We start from the raw sequence: 19,267 nt of genomic DNA on the forward strand, positions 1-19,267 counted from the left end.
CGGTGGTCCGGTGGGGACCAGGGGTGCATCGGCAGCCCATCTGGAACTACCGACAAGAGGATGGTGCACCAGTGAGCGTCCTCGCGATCGACGCCGGCACGACGGGCGTCACTGCCGTCGTGGTCACACCCGACGGGCGGATCCAGGCCAAGGGCTACCAGGAGTTCCAGCAGCACTTCCCGCAGCCGGGCTGGGTCGAGCACTCCGCCGAGGACATCTGGCAGGCGACGATCGAGGCGACCCGCGAGGTGCTCGGCAAGGTCGACGCGTCCGAGCTCACAGCGCTAGGCATCACCAACCAGCGCGAGACCATCGTGCTGTGGGACCGCGAGACCCTCGGGTCCCCCCGCCGCGCGATCGTGTGGCAGGACCGGCGCACCGCCGACATCTGCGACCGACTCCGCGACGAAGGCCACGCGGAGCGCGTCACCCAGCTCACCGGCCTCCGGCTCGACCCCTACTTCTCCGGCACCAAGCTGATGTGGCTGGCCGAGCACGAGCCGCACACGTGGGCGCTGGTCGAGTCGGGCAGGTACGCCGTCGGCACCGTCGACTCCTACCTGATCGCCCGGATGACCCGCGGCACCTGGCACGTCACCGACGTCTCCAACGCCTGCCGCACGCTGCTCTTCGACCTCGAGGCGGGCGACTGGTCCGACGAGCTCTGCGCGCTGTTCGGGGTGCCGCGCGACGCGCTGCCCGAGCTGGTGCCCAACTGGGGCGAGGTCGCCCCGACCGAGCCGTCGGTCTTCCTCGGCCTCTCGCTGCCCATCGCCGGGATCGCCGGCGACCAGCAGTCGGCGCTCTTCGGCCAGACCTGCTTCGAGGAGGGCGAGTCCAAGTGCACGTACGGCACCGGCTCGTTCATCCTCACCAACACCGGCTCCTCGGTGGTGCGCAGCGACGCCGGCCTGCTGTCGACGGCCGCGTGGCGCTCCCCCGACGGCGACATGACGTACGCCCTCGAGGGCGCGATCTTCGTGACCGGGTCGGCAGTCCAGTGGCTGCGCGACGGGCTGCAGATCGTCGGCAACGCCGCCGAGACGGCCGCGATCGCGCAGACGGTCGACGACTCCGACGGCGTCGTCTTCGTCCCCGCCCTGACCGGGCTCGGCGCACCCCACTGGGACCCGCACGCCCGCGGCATGATCATCGGGATCACCCGCGGCACGACCCGCGCCCACATCGTCCGCGCCACCCTCGAGGCGATCGCCTTCGAGGTGCGCGACGTCCTCGAGACCCTTCCTGAACTGACCACCCTGCGCGTCGACGGCGGCGCCTCGGCCAACGACCTGCTCTGCCAGATGCAGGCCGACCAGGTCGGTCGCGCGGTCGAACGACCCGAGATCGTCGAGACCACCGCACTCGGCGCGGCGTTCCTCGCCGGGCTCGGCACCGGCGTGTGGGGCTCGACGGACGACCTCCGGGAGACGTGGGCCCTCGACCGACGGTTCGAACCCGGCGGTGACCGCAAGGCGCTCGATGCGTCGTACGCGCGCTGGAGCGACGCGGTCGAGCGGTCGAAGGGCTGGGCCTCGTTGTAGGAGTCACCGCTTCAGCGGTGACTCCCGCGCGGATAGGCCGTTGCAACAGCCCATCAGCGCAAGACTTCCCCCACCTGCTCGGCCATCAGCCCTTGAGCCGCTCCCGCGCGGCACGGGCCTCGTCGACCGCCGCCGTCGCCTCGTCGACGGCCTCCTCGGCCTCGGCCTGCACCGCCTCGGCCTCGCCGAGCTCGTCGTCAACCTCCTCGACCTCGGAGTCGAGGGCGGCGATCCGGCTGCGGAGCTCGTCGATCTCCGCCTGGAGCTGCAAGGTCTTCGCGCGGAGCTTCTCCACGGCCCGCCGCGAGGACCGGTGCTCCTTCTCGGCCTCGCCCAGCGCGGCACGGGCCTCCGCCAGCCGCTGGTCGGCGGCCTTGCGAGCCTTCACGTCGGCATCGGGATCGGGTACGACGTGGAGCTGGGGCCGCTGCGTCGGGTCGGGCGCCGCCACGGGCCGGGCCGTCGCGCTGAAGCCGAGCGCCTCGGGCAGCGCCACGGCGCCGCTGAGGTCGAGGTCGCCGAGGCCGGTCGCGGCGATCGCGGTCACCAGCAGTCCGCTCCGCACCGCCTTGGCCGCGTCGGGCTCGAGCATCGCTGCCGTGAGGGTCGCCTCGATCTGGTCGCCCACCGCCTCGGTCGTCTTCACCCCCTCCTCGCGCGCCAGTCGTCGCGCGGCCGTGGTCACCGACGCAGTCAGCTGGCGGCGCTGCTTCGTGAACTCCCGGAGCTGGGTGGCATCGAGGTTCTCCTGCGCGTCCCGCAGCGCCTCGCCGACGGCCAGCACCTGGTCGACCTGGTCGGGGTCGCGCCGTACGAGCAGGTTGACGACCCATGCCGGGAGCGACGACTTGCGCAGTCCCTTGACGGCGGAGGCCAGCGCCTTGTCGGCCTTGTGCTCCTTGACCAGGGCGTCACGCGCGGGCGTGAAGTCCGCGAGCGGCAGGGCGTAGAGGTCGTCGGCGATCTCCAGCAGTGGGTCGGCCATGGGAGTGATCCTAGGGAGCGGCGTACTCGAGCTCGGTGGGGAACGGCTGCCAGGGGCACTCCTGGCTCTCCCCGGTCGGCGTCCACCCCAGGGACTCGTAGAGCCGGCGGGCGCGGCCGTTGTCGGCCAGCACCCACAGCCGCCGGGCGCCTGCCGCCTCCGCCCGGTGGAACCCCTCGCGACCGAGTCCCGCGCTCCAGTGGTCCGGACGCACAGCCAGGTGGCGCAGGTTCTCCCCGTCGTGGGCGGCCAGCGCCAGGAGGCCGTCCTCGTCCTCGACGACCTCCACGACCACCGACGGGTCATCGAGCAGCAGCACCCAGCGGGCCAGCACGTCGTCGTCGGGATAGGGCAGCTCGCCGAAGACGTGCGCGAGACCCTGCCGACTGGCGGCCCGCTCGAGGTCGCGGAGCGCCACGACGTCATCAGAGGTCGCACGCCGCCACGCCGTCACGGCCGACCCGCCTCGTCCCAGGCCCGGTGGGCGTTCTGCATCCGCTGCCAGAGCGAGGCCCACTCGTCGGCGGCGACGTCCGCGACCGGGAGCAGGAGGTCCTCGACCAGCGCGGCGCGCCACTCGTCGTACGTCGTCAGGTCCCGCTGCTCGCGGTCGGTCGGCGTACGCACCTGGTGCACCAGCCCCCGGACCGCGCGCTGCCGCTCGCCGTCGATCCGCTGGGCGACGACGATGCGCCGGAACGGCGAGTCCGGGCTCGTGCAGCGGTCGAGATGAGCGGCATCGACCGCCGGCGACGAGTGGTCGCGTGACGTGACGACCACGCCGCGGACCACCCCGTCGGGCAAGTGCCGGTAGGTCCACGCAGCCGGTCCCGTCGGGCGCCCGGCCGCCTGCGCGCCGTAGCCGGCGCCGATCCCGAACGACCACCCGTCGACGACGTGGTCGCCGCGCACGAGCGGCAGCGGCTCGGCGAACCCCTCGCCCATCCCGGCGTCGGGCCACCAGTGACCACCGGGGTTGTCGTCCGTCGGCAGCCCGGAGACCACCAGCACGAGGTGGTTGAGGTCGGGGCCGAGCTGATGCTCGGGGCGTGCCCACACGTGCCCGTGGCGCCGGCTGACGGAGAAGCCGAGCTCCGTCAGGAGCCACTCGAGGGCGCTGTTCTGGTGGAAGCAGTAGCCCAGCCGCCCTCCCTCCACCACGCGGGCGACCGAGTCCGCCGCCGCGATCGGGTCGGGCCGGCCGAGCATGATCGAGAGGTTGTCGTACGGGATCCGCGCGACATGGGCGCGGTGGAGCTCGCGCAGGCCCTCGAGGGTGGCCGTCGGCCGGTCGGTCAGGCCGATGCGGGCGAGGTAGCCGTCGAGGTCACGCGCCGTCATGCCTCAGCATCACCGTCGAGGCCGTGCTCGATCGCCCACCGCGTGAGCTGGACGCGGTTGTTCATCTGCAGCTTGCGCAGCGTGTTCTGCACGTGGTTCTGGACCGTACGGTGCGAGAGCACCAGCCGCGCGGCGATCTGCTTGTAGCTCATGCCGGTGGCGACCATCTTGAGGATCTCGGTCTCCCGCTCGGTGAGCTGGTCGCGCGGGTCGTCGGCCGGTCCCTCCGCGATCCTGCGGAACTCGCCCAGCACCAGGCCGGCGAGCCCGGGCGTGAAGACCGCCTCGCCCTCCGACGTGCGGACCACCGCGTCGACGAGCTCGGCGCTGGACGCGGACTTCACGAGGTAGCCCGTCGCGCCCGCCTTGATCGCCTCGAGCACGTCGTCCTGCTCACCGCTCGCCGACAGGATCAGCACCCGCACGGTCGGGTCGTGCTCGAGCATCATGCTCGTGACCTGCACCCCGCTGTGGTCCGGCAGCTGCAGGTCGAGCACCACGACCTGGGGCGCGGACGCGGGGAACCGCGCCATCGCCTCGCGACCGTTGGACGCGACCGCGACCACGTCATGACCGGCCGCCTGCAGGTCGCGTTCGACCGCATCGCGCCACATCGGGTGGTCGTCGACCACCATCACCCTCACCATGTCGCCCCCCGGCTCCCTCGGTTGGGGGGAATCGTAGCCATGTCAGTCCGTGGGCGGCAGGTAGCGACCTCTGCGGTGGACGAGTGGGTCCACGTCGTCACCCACGACGACCTCGGAGATCCGGCAGGTGACGAGCCACGACCACCCGGCCTCGACGTCCGACTCCACCTCGAGCCCGGCCCAGGTCGCGGCGTGCGCCAGGCGCGGTCCGTGGTCCGTGTCGACCCACTCGGACAACCGCCAGGGGCCACCGGGAGCGGGCGCCGTGCCGGCGAAGACGTCGGCGAGGCCGCGGTCGTCCCACGTCAGCAGTTGCAGGACCCCGCGCCCGGTCGCGAGCAGTACGTCGGTGAGGTCGGCGTCCGGGTCGAGGAGGGCCAGCACCCTCCCGGGCTCGCCCCCTGCGACCAGCCATGACGAGACCGTGAGCCCCGCGCGCTCAGCCGCCGCACCGGCGGTCCACAGCGACACCGTCCCGCCGAGGCGCCCGCGCAGCCGGCGTACGGGATCGCGGTCGCCCTCCGGTTCCTTAAACGGGTGGCTGGTGTGGATGGTCACCCGGTCACGCTAGCGGCACCGAGAGCTCCCACTCGGTGCCCCAGTCGCCGCTCTCGACGACCGCGGTCCCGCCGAGGTCCTCGATGCGGCCGCGGATCGACGAGACGACTCCGAGGCGCCCGTCGGCCGCCGCGCGCTCCAGCCGGCCGGTCTCGATGCCGGGGCCGTCGTCGCGCACCGAGATCGTCACAGCGTCGCGCGAGGCCTGGGCCAGCACCCAGGCGTTCGCCTCCGGACCCACGTGGGCGAGGACGTTGTCGAGGCAGGCCCGGACCGCCGCGACGGTCTCGGTCGCGACGCGCTCGTCCACCAGCACCGCTCCGCCGGGAGTGGCGACCTCGACGTGTACGGGGTGGGCTGCGGCCATCGCCTCGAGCGCACCGGCCAGGTCCACCCGCCCACCGGCGGCGGTCGGCACCGTGTCCTGCTGGCGGATCAGCGACCGGAGGCTGCGCTCCTGCTCCCCCGCGAGCCGGCCGAGCTCCGCCCACTCACCGCCCGCGGCGGCACCCTGGCGCTGGGTCATGGTGAGCACCTGGAGCACGCCGTCGTGCACGGCGCGGGCCAGCCGGGTGCGCTCCTCGGCCGCGGCGGCCGCGTGCTCCGCGGCGTCACGCTCGCGGGCCATCCGCTGCAGGGACTCGCACATGAAGCCGACGATCGGGCCGCCGATCAGCACGAGGAACACGTTGCCGTAGTTGCCCTGGTCCATCTCCGAGCGCGGGAACAGATCGAAGGCGGCGATCAGCACGGAGGCGACGAGGCCGCCCTTCCAGTGCCAGTGGATCGCCCACGCCAGCAGGGCGCCCATCACCCAGAAGCCCGGGATCGTCGCGTTGAAGTCGGCGCCCTTCACCACCGGGGTCGCGGCCATCGCGGCCAGCGCGATCGCGAGGTCCGCGACCAGCAGGACCGACGTACGCCGCGCGCGGTCGTGGTAGAGCCAGATGGCCGCAGCGGTCCAGGCGACGAGCACCAGCACGATCACCAGCCCGGCCGTGGGGTGGTCGAAGTTGTCGCGCCGGTAGGCGTTGAGGCCCACCATGTTGATGGTGACGATGACCCTCACCAGGGCCAGCGCGGAGTAGAGCCGGTCCTCGACCGCGAGCGCGGAATCGGCTCGCGGCGGCAGCGCGCGGCCGGCGGCGTACGCGCTCAGGACGCCTTCTTCTCCGGCTCCGGACCGTCGCCGGCCTCCTCGCGGGCGGCCCGGTCGCGCTCGGCCTGCTCCGCGGCGGCCTGCTTGGCCTTCTCCTTGTCGAGCTCCTTGGCCTTGCTGGCGTAGAGGTCGACGTACTCCTGCCCGGAGAGCCGCATGATCTCGTACATGATCTCGTCGGTGATCGAGCGCAGGATGTAGCGGTCGTTCTCCATGCCGGCGTAGCGCGAGAAGTCGAGGGGCTTGCCGAAGCGCACCGCGGGCCGGGTCCACGTGCCGTAGACCTTCCCGGCGGGCGCCACGACGTCGGTGCCGACGACGGCGCACGGGATCACGGGCGCGCCGGTCTCCAGGGCGAGGCGGGCCACGCCGGTCTTGCCGCGGTAGAGCTTGCCGTCGTGGGACCGGGTGCCCTCGGGGTAGATCCCGAACAGGTCACCCTCGGCCAGGATCTTCATCGCCGACTTCATCGCACCCTCGGCTGCGTTGGCGCCGGAGCGGTCGATCGGCACCTGGCCGGCGCCGGAGAAGAACTTCTTCTGGAACCAGCCCTTGATGCCGGGGGTGGTGAAGTACTCCGCCTTGGCGACGAACGTGACGCGGCGGTTGAGGGTGAGCGGCATGAAGAGCCAGTCGGCGTACGACAGGTGGTTGCTCGCCAGGATCGCCGGGCCCTCCTCCGGCACGTGTTCGACACCGTCGGCCTTGGGTCTGAAGACCAGGCGGAGCACCGGCCCGAGGGCGATCCACTTCAGGAACCAATAGAGCACGCCGAGAAGCCTAGCCCTGCTGCTGTGCGGTGACCCGCTCGATGAACTCGGCCGACTCGGCGAAGATCCGCGGCGCGTCGTTGTCGAGGGTGGCGACGTGGTAGCTGTCCTCGAGCACGCGCTCCTCGAAGTCCTTCGACGACAGCCCGGCGTTGAGCGCGCGCGAGCTGGAGATGTCGACGACGTGGTCCTCGGCGGAGCGGAAGAACAGCACCGGGACGGTGATCCGCGGCAGGTCCTTGCGGAGCTCGGCGTAGCCGGCGAACATCGACGCGGCCGCCCTGAGCGGGGTCGTCGGGTAGCCGTGCTCGTCCGCGCCCGGCTTCTTGATGTCGTTGGCGATGCCCGGGAAGCCGGGCACCACGTGCTTGAGCACCGGCAGCAGCTTGACGTCCTTGCGGAGCGTGTCGACCGCGGGATTGACGATGCAGATGCCCGCCAGGCCGTCGCCCTTGTCCGCTGCCAGGCGCAGGCAGAGCGCGCCGCCCATCGACAGGCCCACTGCTACCACCGCGTCGTTCTCGGCGGCGAGCTTCTCGTACGCACTGTCGACCGTGGCGACCCAGTCGGCCCACGTGACCTTGTTGAGGTCCTGCCAGCGCGTGCCGTGGCCCGGCAGCAGCGGCATCTCGACGGCGTAGCCACGCGCGGCGAGGTCCTCGGCCCACGGCCGCATCGACACCGGGTTGCCGGTGAAACCGTGCTGGACCAGCACGCCGATGCGTCGACCGCCGGTGAGCTCGGGACGCGCCGGCGTGGACATCGGGGCGACGAGGGCGGGGTCGAGGGGGGCCACCGGGGCACCGCGGAACGGGATCTTCACGCGCACAGTGTGCACCACCTTGCAGGTACCGTTGCGCCCGTGAGCACGCCAGGCGACGAGAGCCGCACCGAGGTGGCCTGGCGGGAGATCGTGGAGCACTACGGCGAGCGCCCGCTGCTGGACGACGAGTCCACCCACGTCGTACGCACCCCGGCGGAGCCGGTGCCCGCCGAGGACGAGCAGGACGACGACAGCGCCGCGACCGACGACGTCCCGGCCGCCGAGGGGTTCCGGCCGCCACCCCCGCCGCCCTTCCCGACCCCTCGCACGTGGCAGCGCGGCGTCGCCTGGGCCGGCATCCTGGTGGCGCCGGCACTCGCACTGCTGATCGGCCTGCTCTCCATCTACGTCGCGCCCCTCATCGGCTGGGCGCTCGTCCTGTGGTTCGTCGGGAGCTTCGGCTACCTCGTCCTGATGATGCCCCGGTCGCCGCGCGACCCGTGGGACGACGGCTCCCGCATCTGAGCCGGACCTCTCGTCGAGGAAGGTGCCCTGGCGCCTGTCACGAGAGCCTTGACGACGTAGGGTCGCTCCCGTGGGGGCGAGTGAGACCGTCGAGGTCACGGGACACCTGATGGACAGCGGCATCCTGTCGCGCATCCTCGACGACATCCGCGACTACGGCGGCGACTACGTCATCGACAAGTTCGACGTCGGTCACGAGGCCCACGACCCCAGCAGCGCGAAGATCACCATCCAGGCTGACGACGACGCGTCCCTCCAGCGGCTGCTGATGCGGCTGCAGACCCGCGGGGTGAACCAGCTCGACCCCGGCGAGGCGGTCACCGCCGCTGCCGAGCAGGCGGGTGTCCTGCCAGACGGCTTCTACTCCACGACCAACCTCGAGACGCGCGTACGTATCGACGGCACCTGGTACGACGTGGAGAACCCCGAGATGGACTGCGGCCTCGTCGTCGCGGAGTCCCCTGAGGGTGCCGTCCGGGTACGGACGCTGCCGATGTCCGACGTCGCCGTCGGCATGCGCATCGTGGTCGGCGCCTCCGGCATCGAGGTCTCGGTCCCGAGCCCCGAGGCCGTCGCCGGCTCCTTCGCCTCGGCCGACACCGACGCCGCCTTCGAGAAGCCGCAGGCCGTCCTCGTGCGGCAGGTCGCCGACGGGATGCGTGAGGCGAGGGACGCGGGCAAGCGCCTGCTGTGGGTCGCCGGCCCCGGCGTCGTGCACACCGGCGCCGTTCCCGCGCTCGTGGCGCTGATCCGCGCCGGCTTCGTCGACACCCTCTTCGCCGGCAACGCCCTGGCGATGCACGACATCGAGTTCTCGCTCTACGGCACCACCCTCGGGCTGGACCTGAGCATGACCCAGGGCGTCGAGCACGGCCACGAGCACCACGTCCGGGCGCTCAACACGATCCGCAAGTCGGGCTCGATCGCTCGGGCCGTCGACGACGGCGTGGTGACGGGCGGGATCATGCACGCGCTCGTCACCCACGAGAAGCGCTACGTGCTGGTCGGTTCCGTGCGCGACGACGGCCCGCTCCCGGGCGTCCACACTGACGTGCTCGAGGGCCTGCGCGCGATGCGCGCGGAGATCGTCGACGTCGGCTACTGCCTGATGCTGGCCACCCAGCTGCACTCGGTCGCGACGGCCAACATCCTGCCCGCGACGGTGCCCCTCGTCTGCGTCGACATCAACCCGAGCACGGTCACCCGGCTCGCCGACCGCGGCTCCAACCAGGGACGCGGGATCGTCACTGACGTCGGGCTCTTCCTCGAGCAGCTCGTCCTCGAGCTGGTGCCGAACTACCGACGCGGCTGACCCGACCTCAATCGGCCGTCACCAGCAGCGCTGCACCGATCATGCCGGCGCGGGGCCCGAGGGTGGCCGCGACCAGGTCGGGGACCCGGCGGTGCGCCGCGCCCACGAGCGTACGTCGCAGTGCGCCGCGCGCCGGGTCGAGGAGCTTGTCGCCGGCGGCCGACACACCGCCTCCGATGACCACCACCTGCGGGTCGAGTGCTGCCACCAGGTTGGCGGTGCCGACCCCGAGCCAGTCGCCGACCGACGCGAAGGCCTGACGCGCGACGAGGTCGCCCTCCTCGGCGGCCGAGGTGACCATCGGGCCGGTCACTCGTTCCGGCCGGCCACCGCACATCTCGTCCAGCACCGACGGCTGCTCGGCCATGAGCGCCCGTGCGTTGCGGACCAGCGCGTTGCCCGACGAGTACTGCTCCCAGCAGCCGCTCTTCCCGCACTCGCAGGCCTGGCCGCCCGGCACGACCTGCATGTGCCCGAACTCCCCGGCCATGCCGTTGGCACCGCGCAGCACCTTGCCGTCGAGCAGCACGGCACCACCGATGCCGGTGCCCATCGTGATCATCAGGCCCGATGCAGCGCCCCGGGCGGCACCGTGGCGCGCCTCGGCGCTGGCGGCGCAGTTGGCGTCGTTGTCGAGCAACACCTGGCATCCGAGGCGGGCCTGGAGCAGGTCGCGCAGCGGCTCACCCTGCCACGGCAGGTGGGGCGCGAACATCACGCGCTCCCCGGGCGGGTCGACGAAGCCGGCCGCCGCGATGCCGACGCCGGCCAGCGGCCTCCCGGCCGCCGACTCGGTGATCGCCTCGACCATCGCGTCCTCGACCTGACTGGTCACGACGCGGCGGCCCGGCGTGGTCCGGAGCGCTGTCGACGACACGTGTCCCTGGGCGTCCACGACACCCGCGAGCACCTTGGTGCCGCCGATGTCGACACCGACGACGACCTGTCCACTCATCCGGACATCCTCCCGCATGGACTGGTTGGACCACTCGTCTAGTCATTCCGGGCCATCTTTGTCGGCGGTCGGTCAAGACTGCCGACAAAGCAGCGACAGCCGCGCCCAGCGGCTCGTACGGTGGCAGGCGAATCGTTTCGGGGACAAGGGGAAATTCATGCGCTGGCGCATCAGCAGGAAAGCACGCGACGAACGCGGTGTCTCCGCGGTCGAGTTCGCGCTCACGCTGATCCCGCTCCTCATGGTGATCGCCGGGATCGTCAACTTCGGCCTCATCTTCGCCCAGCAGCTGTCCCTCGACAACGCCGTGCGGGCAGGCGCCCGTGCCGGCGTCGTGCAGACGGGCAACGTCCCGGGGACCATCGCCACCAACCAGTGGAACTCGACCGCCATCGCGAAGACCCAGACCTCGGGGTTCGCCATCTCCTACCCCGGCGCCGTCGGCTCCACGTGCAAGAACAGCACGTTCGGCCAGAGCATGGTCGTGCGCGGCGTGGTGACCAGCAAGTTCCTCATCCCGTGGCCGCTGCCGGGCTCGTTGGTCCCCAAGCAGGTCACCCTCAGCAGTCAGGCGGAGTTCCAGTGCGAGTACCAGTGATCTTCCGGCGGGTGACGGCGCCCCGCGACGAGCGTGGTGCGACCGCGGTCCTGGTCGGCATCCTCGCCGTCTTCCTCGTCGGCCTCTCCGCCTTCACCGTCGACATCGGCGCCGCGTACGTGAGCAACCGCAACCTCCAGAAGGCCGCCGACGCCGGCGCCCTCGCCGCAGCCCAGTCGCTGACCAAGGTGTCCGGCACCTGCAACGCCGTGCTGTCGAACTCCGTCGAGGTGGGCAAGGCCCACGCACTCGCGATCTCCGTCGCCAAGCGGAACTACCCCAGCGCCACCTGGAGCGAGGACGGCACCTGGAAGGTCGCGTGCGACCCCCAGCTCAAGGTCGTCACCGTCCAGTTCGGCAACAAGGGCATCACGGATGCACGGTTCTCCGGCGTCTTCGGCGGCGCGCGAAAGATCACCACCTCCCGCACCGCCGAGGCGACCATCGACGTGGCCCCCGGCGCCGGCGAGAGCGTACGGCCTCTGGCCATCTGCTCGGCGGCCGTGGGCAACAGCCTGCCCGGCCAGTTCGTCCAGATCTTCTACCCCGGCAACGGCACGAGGTCGCCTGCCCAGTGCCCCAAGCCCTCGACCCCGGGCAACTGGTGGACCCTCGACTGCCCCGAGGAGCGGACGGGCGCGACCGGCACGCTCCAGGACGAGATCCAGAACGGGTGCAAGAGCCGGGTGACGGTCATCCCCGGCCAGGCGAACGCCAACACACCGGGTGCCCTCACCGTGACCCTGGAGGCGGCGTGCCCTTCGGCGCCCGCGGGCTCCGCGACCTGCATGAGCGGCGACCCCGGCAGCCTCGACGCGGGCCACATCGCCGACGCCTGGAAGTACCTCGTCGACACCCAGAAGGTCAGCATCTTCCCGGTCTTCTGCGTCCAGCCCCAGTGCAGCGACGACACCACGTCGGGTCAGGGCACCAACTCGGTCTTCCCGGTCTACAAGCTCCTGGGTGCGATCGTCTGCGGCTACCACTTCAGCCGGAACGAGAAGCATCACTCGACCACCGGGGAGTGCGCGGGAAACCCCTACCTGGCTGCCAGCGACCCCGACAACAGCAACGCCAACAACTACCTGGTGCTCAAGTACATCTCGGTCCGCACCAGTGGGTCGAACGCCACGTCGGAGTGCGCGCTCGGCGCGACCTGCGACGGCGGGCTGCGTCGTACGCGCCTCACCCAGTGAGCTGATCGCCGCGAGACCCGAGGGACCGGCGTCAGCCGGTGCCGTCGGGGTCGTCCGGCCACTCGTCGTCGAGCGTGATGTGCTCGACGCCGGCCGGGTCCGAGGCGCGCGGCGCGGGCGTCGCCAGCAGTGCGGCAGCCGCTTGGGCCAGTGACGACACCGCCGACGTGAGGTGCGTCGTCACCTCGGGGCTGAGCTGACGGACGGCGTGGACGGCGCGGCACACCGGGCACACGGTGCACTCGGCCGCGCCGGTGGCGAGGTGCTCGTCGATGCCGTGGACCGCCGACGCGGCCTGGGCCGCCAGTCCCGACAAGCCCTCGTTGGCCTCGCCGGCGTGATCGCGGGCCCAGCCCGACAACGCGCTGAAGAGCTTGGCGGCCTCCTCGCCGAGGGGACCGACCTCGTGGGCATCGCTCACGTGCCCTCCTTGTCCGTGGCTGCGTCGACGAACCTGACCTGCAGCTCGCCCCCGTGCACCCGCGCCCCCGCCACGCGGTGCCGCGCCACGCCCGAGGGAAGCGTCAGGAGGCGACGATACGACCCGACGCTGATCACGAGCTCGTCGCCCTTGCGCGCGAGACGTACGTCGTCGCGGTCGGCGAGCGGCAGGGGCAGTGACAGCACCAGCCCACCCGACCGTGTCCGCACCTCCATCGGCACCCGCTCCACCCCACGGGCCAGCGGATCGGCGTCGCCGTACACGCTCGCGGCCACCTCCAGGAGCTGGTCACGACCCACCGGCTCGGTCGCGCGGTAGGGCGACGTCCGCAGGTCGAGGCCGGCGAACGAGTCCTCCGCGTCGACCAGCACTCCTTGCTGCGCCCGCACCCACGTCGCGCGCCACTCGTCGGCGCCGCCGTCGGGAAAGACGCGGTTCACGATGGCGGTGTCCACCGCGTAGCCGAAGAGGGTGAGGAAGGTGTACGCGCGACGCGCCTCGGCCAGCACGACCGACTCGGGAGTCAGCACCAGCCGGACGGACGTCTCGGCCCCGGTCAGCACCGCGCGTACGTCGTCGAGCTCGGCGTGCAGCCGCTCGATCGCGTCGAACACCGAGTCTTCCGGCATCGGCACGCCGGCCGCCCGGGTGAGCACCGGCTTCAGGACCTTGACCACGCGCCGTTCGACCGGCAGCACGCGGGTCATGTACCACCCGAGCGCCTCGGGCAGGGCGAGCAGCCGCAGGGTCTCCGCGGTCGGCGCACAGTCGACCACCAGCACGTCCCACTCCCCCGACCGAGCCTGCGCGCGCACCTCGAGGAGGGCAAGCACCTCCTCGGCACCGGGGATCACCGTGAGCTCTTCCGCGGTGACCGGGTCGACACCGGCCACGTCGAGGACGCTCAGCAGATAGCCCTGGATCTCGCCCCAGGACCGCTCGAACCGCTCCTGAGCGTCGACATGCTGCACCCACAGGTCGGGCGCCACCTCGGTGGGCTCGCCCGTGGCCGTGACGGCCAGGGCATCGGCGAGCGAGTGGGCGGCATCGGTGGACAGCACCAGCGTGCGGTGACCCGCGGCCGCGCTGGCGCAGGCGGTCGCCGCGGCGAGCGTGGACTTGCCGACACCGCCCTTGCCCGTGAACAGGAGGATCCGCATCCCGGACCCTGGCCTCAGAGCGACTCGACGCGCTTCTTGAGGCCCTTCAGCGCGGTGTCGATGAGGATCTTCTCGCCCTTCCGCTTGAGCATGCCGATCAGCGGGATGCTCACGTCGAGGGCGAGGCGGTAGGTGACGTCCGTGGTGCCGTCGCCCCGGCCGGCCAGGGTGTAGGCGCCGTCCAGCATCTTCAGCATGTTGCCCTCGACGAGGGTCCAGGTGACCTCACGGTCGGCGTCCCAGACGTAGGCCAGCGTGTACTCGTCCTTGATCGGCGAGACGTCGAGCGCGAAGTAGACCTGCTCGGCACGCCCCCCTGCGCCCGGAACCACGACCTCCGCCTTCTGGACGCCCTTCGCCCACTCCGGGTAGGAGTCGAAGTCGGCGATGACGGCCATGACGTCGGCCGGAGGGGCGTCGACCGTGATCGAGGAGGAGGTCTGTTCGGCCATGGCGTGAACCTATCGCGCGCCCCGCTTGGGCGAAACGCCTGCCCGGCGCCTGGATCGGCACTAGCCTCGGATGGCCCGCCCCTGCACCAGAAAGTCGCGCCCGTGACCACCACCCAGACCAGCCGACGACTCGACCCCGGTCGACTCGTCGCCGTCACGCTGTTCACCTTCTTCCTGGTCCTCAACGGCGCGCACCTGGCGCAGGAGGACCCGCTGTCCTCCCCCCTCAAGACCGTCGCCACGGCGCTCACCATGGCGTTCTACCTGCTGCTCATCTGGGCCTACCTCCGCCGTGTCCCCTCTGACCGGACCGACCTGCGCTGGTCCTCCTGGCTGGTCGCGTTCGCCGGCACCGCCGCGCCGTTCGCCATCCCGCTCGTGTCGGACGGCCTGGCCACCGGCGCGGCTCGCGAGTCGCTCTCGGCCGCCGTGCTGGCCATCGGCCTCGCCGCGATGCTCTGGGCGCTCGGCGCGCTGGGCACCAACATCAGCGTCGTCCCGCAGGCACGCGAGGTCGTCACCCACGGCCCGTACGCCAAGGTCCGCCACCCGCTCTACGCCGCCGAGCTCCTCAACGTGGTCGGGCTGTGCCTCGCGCACTCCGGCGCCTGGCCGTGGGTGGTCCTGGTGGCCCTCGCCGTGTTCCAGGTGATGCGTGCCAGGCGCGAGGAGGCGCTGCTGGCCGCCGAGCTGCCCGGCTATGCGGAGTACAAGAGCCGGACCCCTATGCTCGTGCCGGCACTCGGCCGCAGCTAGGAGGTCCCCCGTGCGTGAGTTCTCCGCACCGCTCTCGATCACCATCCCCACCACGGGCAACCTCACCGACGACGTCGTCGCCAACGCGCGCGACGCTGGCGATGCCGCGGTGTTCAGCCGACGCACCGTCGACGGCTGGATCGACGTCACCGCCGCCCAGTTCCACGACGAGGTCCGGGCAGTCGCCAAGGGCCTGGTCGCGGCCGGCATCGAGGTCGGCGACCGCGTCGCACTACTGTCCAAGACCCGCTACGAGTGGACCCTGTTCGACTACGCGATCTGGTTCGCCGGCGCCGTCACCGTGCCGATCTACGAGACCTCGTCGGCCGAGCAGATCGGCTGGATCCTCCAGGACTCCGGCGCGCGCGCCGTCGTCGCCGAGGGCCCGGACCACCTCGCCCGGGTGCGCGAGGCGCGCGAGGCCGGCGACCTGACCGAGCTCCAGCACGTCTGGTCGATCGAGGACAACGCGGTCGACGTCCTCGGCCGCCTCGGCTCCGACATCGTCGACGACCTCCTCGAGCAGCGGCGTACGGCCGCGACTCCCCTCGACCTCGCCACGCTGATCTACACGAGCGGCACCACGGGCAAGTCCAAGGGCTGCATGCTCACCCACGGCAACTTCATGTTCGAGCTGGGCGTCGCCGTCGACGAGCTCGGCGACCTGTTCGACACCGAGGGCGCCTCGACCCTGCTGTTCCTGCCGCTCGCGCACGTGTTCGCGCGGATCATCCAGGTCGGCTGCGTGAAGAGCCGGGCCCGGATGGGGCACAGCGCCGACATCAAGAACCTCGTCGCCGACCTCGGTGAGTTCGAGCCCACCTTCATCCTCGCCGTCCCCCGCGTGTTCGAGAAGGTCTTCAACACCGCCTCGCAGCGCGCCACCGCCGACGGCCGGGGCAAGGTCTTCGACCGCGCCGCGGACGTGGCGATCGCGTGGTCGCGTGCGCTCGACGGCAAGCGGGTGCCGGTCCGGCTGCGCGCCCAGCACGCCCTCTTCGACCGCCTCGTCTACGGCAGGCTGCGCCAGGCGCTCGGCGGCAGCTGTGCGTACGCCATCTCCGGCGGCGCGCCGCTGGGTGAGCGCCTCGGCCACTTCTACCGCGGCGTCGGCCTGACGGTCCTCGAGGGCTACGGCCTGACCGAGACGACGGCCGCCCTCACCGCCAACCTCCCCGACGCGACGAAGATCGGCACCGTCGGCCGGCCGCTGCCGGGCACGGCCGTCCGCGTCGCCGACGACGGCGAGCTGCTCTTCCGTGGTGGCCAGGTGTTCGCCGGCTACTGGGGCAACGAGTCTGCGACGAGCGAGGCTCTGGACCGCGACAGCTGGTTCCACACCGGCGACGTCGGTGAGGTCGACGACGAGGGGTTCGTTCGGATCACGGGGCGCAAGAAGGAGATCCTCGTGACGGCCGGCGGCAAGAACGTCGCGCCTGCGGTGCTCGAGGACCGCCTGCGCGCGCACGCCCTCGTCGACCAGTGCCTCGTCGTCGGCGACGGCCAGCCCTTCATCGGCGCCCTCGTCACCATCGATCGCGAGTCCTACGCGGCGTGGGCCACGGAGCACGACAAGCCCCGTCACGTCGCGGACGCCGTCGACGACACCGACCTCGTCGCGGCCGTGCAGACGGGAGTCGACGAGGCCAACCGGGCGGTCTCCAAGGCGGAGGCGATCCGCAAGTTCACGATCCTCCCCGGCGAGTGGACCGAGGAGGGCGGACAGCTCACGCCCAGCCTCAAGCTGAAGCGCAACGTCGTGGTCCGCGAGGCGCGCCGCGAGATCGAGGCTCTTTACCTCGGGTGAGCCGTCACCGCCACTGTCCGGAGCGCCGAGCCCGCGGGCTAGGCGGTGACTACGTCGGAGTAGTCATTTCGGGCTAGTCCTGGACCGCTTTCGGGTGGTTTGCGCGGTTTAGCCCACACCTCCGTTTCGTGCGCCCCTACATTCGATCCGCTGGGAGGGCACCGGGGCTCGACAACATGAGAAGTCCCCTCGATCCGCCTACGCGACCGAATCCCCACTGTGGGGATCCCATGACCCGCGAAGGACTGCACCATGGCTCGCCGTTCTGTTCTCCTCCTCGTCGCCGCCCTCATCGCACTGGCCGGCACCGCCATGATCGTGCTCTACGTGCAGGGCATCGACGCCCGCGCCACCAAGGACCAGGAACTGGTGGAGGTGCTCGTCGCCACCGAGACCATCGACATCGGCGAGACCGTCACCGAGGCCCAGGACGCCGGCAAGATCGAGAAGTCCGAGGTGCGCCGGGTCGATCTGGTCGACGGCAGCCTGTCCTCGACGAGCTCGATCGCCGACGACGTCGCGGTCGGCACGATCTACCCCGGCGAGCAGCTCATCGCCAAGAAGTTCGGCACCCTGGGCGACACCCAGAGCCTGGTCATCCCCGAGGACACGATGGCCGTGTCCGTCGAGCTGACCGACTTCGAGCGCGTCGCCGGGTTCGTCAACCCGGGCAACGAGGTGGCCGTGTTCGCCACCGTGCTCGACCCGATCCGGATCCTGCCGGACGGCAAGGAGCAGAAGCTCGGGAGCTACACGCGGATCGTCCTGACGCGCAACCTCGTCCTCGGCGTCGGCACCACCAGCGTCACCTCCCGGACCGTCCAGGACGAGGAGGGCGCCACCGCCACCGAGGAGGTCGCCAAGACGATCCTCACGATCGCGGTGACCCAGGAAGAGGCCGAGAAGCTCGTCCAGGCGGATCGCACGGGCGAGCTCAACTTCGCACTCCTCACGGACGACACCAAGACCGCTGACAACGAAGGCGCGTTCCTGCGGGACGTCTACCCCGAGCTGTTCCGGGGCGTCGCGCCGTGACCGCCGTCCTCGAGCCGGACGCCGCACAGCGCGGCATCCTCCAGGCGATGCTGCACGGGTCCACGGCCTTCGCGGACCTCGAGGGCCTCGACCAGCACATCCGTTCGACGACCAACGAGTTCGCGGTGGTGATCGGGCCGTCCGTCCCGAGCGAGGCAGCAGCAGAGCTCGCCCAGTGGGCACGGGTGCACCGTCCCGACCTCGGCGTGATCCTGCTCCGGCACGACGTCGACAGCACGGCGCTCTCCCTGGCGTTGCGCAGCGGCATGCGTGAGGTGGTCGCCGCGCGCGACCTCGCCGGCATCACCACCGCCGTCCAGCGATCCCGCAGCGTCGCGAACGCGATCGGCCAGACCCTCATGGACGAGGCCCAGGCCGCGGCGGAATTCGCCCGTGCGGCAGCTGCCGCCGAGATCGCCGAGGCAGCCGCGGTGGCACAGGCCCAGGCCGACGCCCCGCAAGGCAAGATCCTCACCGTCTTCTCGACCAAGGGCGGCGTCGGCAAGAGCCTGGTCGCGACCAACGTGGGTGTGGCGCTCGCGGGTGCCGGCCGGACGGTCTGCCTGGTCGACCTCGACGTCAACAGCGGCGACGTGGCGATCATGCTGCAGCTGACGCCCCACCGCACGATCAACGACCTCGTCGGCTTCAACGGCGTGATCGACGCGGAGGGCATCTCCTCGATCCTCACCCAGCACTCCGACAACCTCTCGGTCGTCGCGGCGCCCGTACGCATCGATTCCCCCGACCAGGCCTCGCAGGAGGATGTCGCCAAGCTGCTCGACGCACTGCGCCGGATGGTGGACTTCGTGGTGGTCGACACCTCCGGGATGTTCGACGACCTCGCTCTCTGCGCGCTCGACCGGTCCGACGCCATCGTCCTCGTCGGGACCCTCGACATCCCCTCGCTCAAGGCGCTCAAGCTGGCCACCAGCACGCTCGAGGTCCTGAACTTCCCGAAGTCGACGTGGCGCTTCGTGCTCAACCGTGCCGACGGCAAGGTCGGCCTCACGGTCGACGAGTACGAGAAGACGGTCGGCCTCAAGGCCGACTCGTCCCTGGTCTCGAGCCGCGAGGTCCTCGCCGCGGTGAACCGGGGCGAGGCCCTGGTGACCGCGTACCCGAACCACCCGAACTCCAAGGCCCTCGTCGCGTTCTCGAAGAGCGTGGCCGACAGTCTCGCCGAGTCGAGCGCTGCCACTGCGAGCACACCATCCAGCCGGAAGTCCAGCGGCTCCCGGCTTCGCCTGAGGAGGGCATGA

Annotated in this window: 21 protein-coding genes; 9 read left to right on the plus strand and 12 right to left on the minus strand. The window is 71.3% G+C overall.

Annotated features, from left to right (window positions below):
• Positions 1-71 precede the first annotated feature (71 nt).
• Positions 72-1,544: a glycerol kinase GlpK gene (gene glpK, locus EUA94_RS19565; RefSeq protein ID WP_129428529.1), complete on the plus strand. Its 1,473-nt coding sequence runs from the start codon at positions 72-74 to the stop codon at positions 1,542-1,544.
• A gap of 85 nt (positions 1,545-1,629) precedes the next feature.
• Here glpK and EUA94_RS19570 read toward each other — a convergent pair whose 3' ends face one another.
• Genes EUA94_RS19570 through EUA94_RS19605 form a run of 8 tightly spaced genes read right to left on the minus strand, consistent with a single transcriptional unit; the run spans position 1,630 to position 7,827 of the window.
• Positions 1,630-2,529 carry a hypothetical protein gene (locus EUA94_RS19570; protein WP_129428530.1) on the minus strand — a complete coding sequence of 300 codons (900 nt, stop codon included), beginning with the start codon at positions 2,527-2,529 and terminating at the stop codon, positions 1,630-1,632.
• Between the two features lie 10 nt (positions 2,530-2,539).
• Positions 2,540-2,983 carry a GNAT family N-acetyltransferase gene (locus EUA94_RS22285; protein ID WP_165357058.1) on the minus strand — a complete coding sequence of 148 codons (444 nt, stop codon included), beginning with the start codon at positions 2,981-2,983 and terminating at the stop codon, positions 2,540-2,542.
• Complete coding sequence (locus EUA94_RS19580) at positions 2,980-3,870, minus strand: arylamine N-acetyltransferase family protein (RefSeq protein ID WP_129428532.1); 891 nt, start codon at positions 3,868-3,870, stop codon at positions 2,980-2,982. The genes EUA94_RS22285 and EUA94_RS19580 overlap by 4 nt, the downstream gene beginning before the upstream one ends.
• Positions 3,867-4,505 (minus strand): response regulator, encoded by a 639-nt coding sequence (locus EUA94_RS19585; protein ID WP_242495016.1) that lies wholly within the window; start codon positions 4,503-4,505, stop codon positions 3,867-3,869. Before EUA94_RS19585 ends, EUA94_RS19580 begins: the two co-directional genes overlap by 4 nt.
• A gap of 54 nt (positions 4,506-4,559) precedes the next feature.
• The gene (locus EUA94_RS19590; RefSeq protein ID WP_129428534.1) at positions 4,560-5,075 is read right to left on the minus strand and encodes a flavin reductase family protein; all 516 of its coding nucleotides are present in this window, start codon (positions 5,073-5,075) and stop codon (positions 4,560-4,562) included.
• A gap of 4 nt (positions 5,076-5,079) precedes the next feature.
• The gene (macS, locus tag EUA94_RS19595) at positions 5,080-6,234 is read right to left on the minus strand and encodes a MacS family sensor histidine kinase (protein ID WP_340640873.1); all 1,155 of its coding nucleotides are present in this window, start codon (positions 6,232-6,234) and stop codon (positions 5,080-5,082) included.
• On the minus strand, positions 6,231-7,004 hold the full coding sequence (locus tag EUA94_RS19600; protein ID WP_129428535.1) for a lysophospholipid acyltransferase family protein: 774 nt from the start codon (positions 7,002-7,004) through the stop codon (positions 6,231-6,233). Before EUA94_RS19600 ends, macS begins: the two co-directional genes overlap by 4 nt.
• Before the next feature lie 10 nt (positions 7,005-7,014).
• Positions 7,015-7,827, minus strand: a complete 813-nt coding sequence (locus tag EUA94_RS19605; protein WP_242495029.1) for an alpha/beta hydrolase — start codon at positions 7,825-7,827, stop codon at positions 7,015-7,017.
• A gap of 39 nt (positions 7,828-7,866) precedes the next feature.
• Between EUA94_RS19605 and EUA94_RS19610 the strand changes: the two genes are divergently transcribed.
• Both EUA94_RS19610 and EUA94_RS19615 read left to right on the plus strand, forming a co-directional pair.
• Entirely contained in the window at positions 7,867-8,292 is a 426-nt protein-coding gene (locus tag EUA94_RS19610) for an ABC-2 family transporter permease (RefSeq protein ID WP_129428536.1), read from the plus strand.
• A gap of 70 nt (positions 8,293-8,362) precedes the next feature.
• Complete coding sequence (locus tag EUA94_RS19615; protein WP_129428537.1) at positions 8,363-9,604, plus strand: ornithine cyclodeaminase, nickel-pincer nucleotide-dependent; 1,242 nt, start codon at positions 8,363-8,365, stop codon at positions 9,602-9,604.
• A gap of 7 nt (positions 9,605-9,611) precedes the next feature.
• On the opposite strand, the gene EUA94_RS19620 is transcribed toward EUA94_RS19615, so the two are convergent.
• The gene (locus EUA94_RS19620; protein WP_242495032.1) at positions 9,612-10,559 is read right to left on the minus strand and encodes an ROK family protein; all 948 of its coding nucleotides are present in this window, start codon (positions 10,557-10,559) and stop codon (positions 9,612-9,614) included.
• Between the two features lie 157 nt (positions 10,560-10,716).
• On the opposite strand from EUA94_RS19620, the gene EUA94_RS19625 reads away from it, so the two are divergent.
• Positions 10,717-11,157 carry a TadE/TadG family type IV pilus assembly protein gene (locus tag EUA94_RS19625; RefSeq protein WP_165357060.1) on the plus strand — a complete coding sequence of 147 codons (441 nt, stop codon included), beginning with the start codon at positions 10,717-10,719 and terminating at the stop codon, positions 11,155-11,157.
• Positions 11,158-11,168: 11 nt separating this feature from the next.
• Positions 11,169-12,353 carry a pilus assembly protein TadG-related protein gene (locus EUA94_RS22470; protein ID WP_207210647.1) on the plus strand — a complete coding sequence of 395 codons (1,185 nt, stop codon included), beginning with the start codon at positions 11,169-11,171 and terminating at the stop codon, positions 12,351-12,353.
• Between the two features lie 31 nt (positions 12,354-12,384).
• On the opposite strand, the gene EUA94_RS19635 is transcribed toward EUA94_RS22470, so the two are convergent.
• Genes EUA94_RS19635 through EUA94_RS19645 form a run of 3 tightly spaced genes read right to left on the minus strand, consistent with a single transcriptional unit; the run spans position 12,385 to position 14,407 of the window.
• Positions 12,385-12,774 carry a hypothetical protein gene (locus EUA94_RS19635; RefSeq protein ID WP_129428540.1) on the minus strand — a complete coding sequence of 130 codons (390 nt, stop codon included), beginning with the start codon at positions 12,772-12,774 and terminating at the stop codon, positions 12,385-12,387.
• Complete coding sequence (locus EUA94_RS19640) at positions 12,771-13,955, minus strand: ArsA family ATPase (protein ID WP_129428541.1); 1,185 nt, start codon at positions 13,953-13,955, stop codon at positions 12,771-12,773. Before EUA94_RS19640 ends, EUA94_RS19635 begins: the two co-directional genes overlap by 4 nt.
• A 14-nt stretch (positions 13,956-13,969) precedes the next feature.
• A complete protein-coding gene (locus EUA94_RS19645) occupies positions 13,970-14,407 on the minus strand; it encodes an SRPBCC family protein (RefSeq protein ID WP_129428542.1) in 438 nt (145 codons plus the stop codon).
• Between the two features lie 102 nt (positions 14,408-14,509).
• On the opposite strand from EUA94_RS19645, the gene EUA94_RS19650 reads away from it, so the two are divergent.
• The 4 genes from EUA94_RS19650 to EUA94_RS19665 all read left to right on the plus strand — a co-directional run bounded on the left by EUA94_RS19650 (position 14,510) and on the right by EUA94_RS19665 (position 19,267).
• Positions 14,510-15,163 carry a methyltransferase family protein gene (locus EUA94_RS19650; protein ID WP_129428543.1) on the plus strand — a complete coding sequence of 218 codons (654 nt, stop codon included), beginning with the start codon at positions 14,510-14,512 and terminating at the stop codon, positions 15,161-15,163.
• Positions 15,164-15,173: 10 nt separating this feature from the next.
• Positions 15,174-16,970: an AMP-dependent synthetase/ligase gene (locus EUA94_RS19655; RefSeq protein ID WP_129428544.1), complete on the plus strand. Its 1,797-nt coding sequence runs from the start codon at positions 15,174-15,176 to the stop codon at positions 16,968-16,970.
• A 252-nt stretch (positions 16,971-17,222) separates the two neighbouring features.
• Complete coding sequence (cpaB, locus tag EUA94_RS19660) at positions 17,223-18,005, plus strand: Flp pilus assembly protein CpaB (protein WP_129428545.1); 783 nt, start codon at positions 17,223-17,225, stop codon at positions 18,003-18,005.
• Positions 18,002-19,267, plus strand: a complete 1,266-nt coding sequence (locus EUA94_RS19665) for a CpaE/TadZ family protein (protein WP_129428546.1) — start codon at positions 18,002-18,004, stop codon at positions 19,265-19,267. Before cpaB ends, EUA94_RS19665 begins: the two co-directional genes overlap by 4 nt.

This window comes from Nocardioides zhouii (genome assembly GCF_004137345.1).
GTDB lineage: Bacteria > Actinomycetota > Actinomycetes > Propionibacteriales > Nocardioidaceae > Nocardioides > Nocardioides zhouii.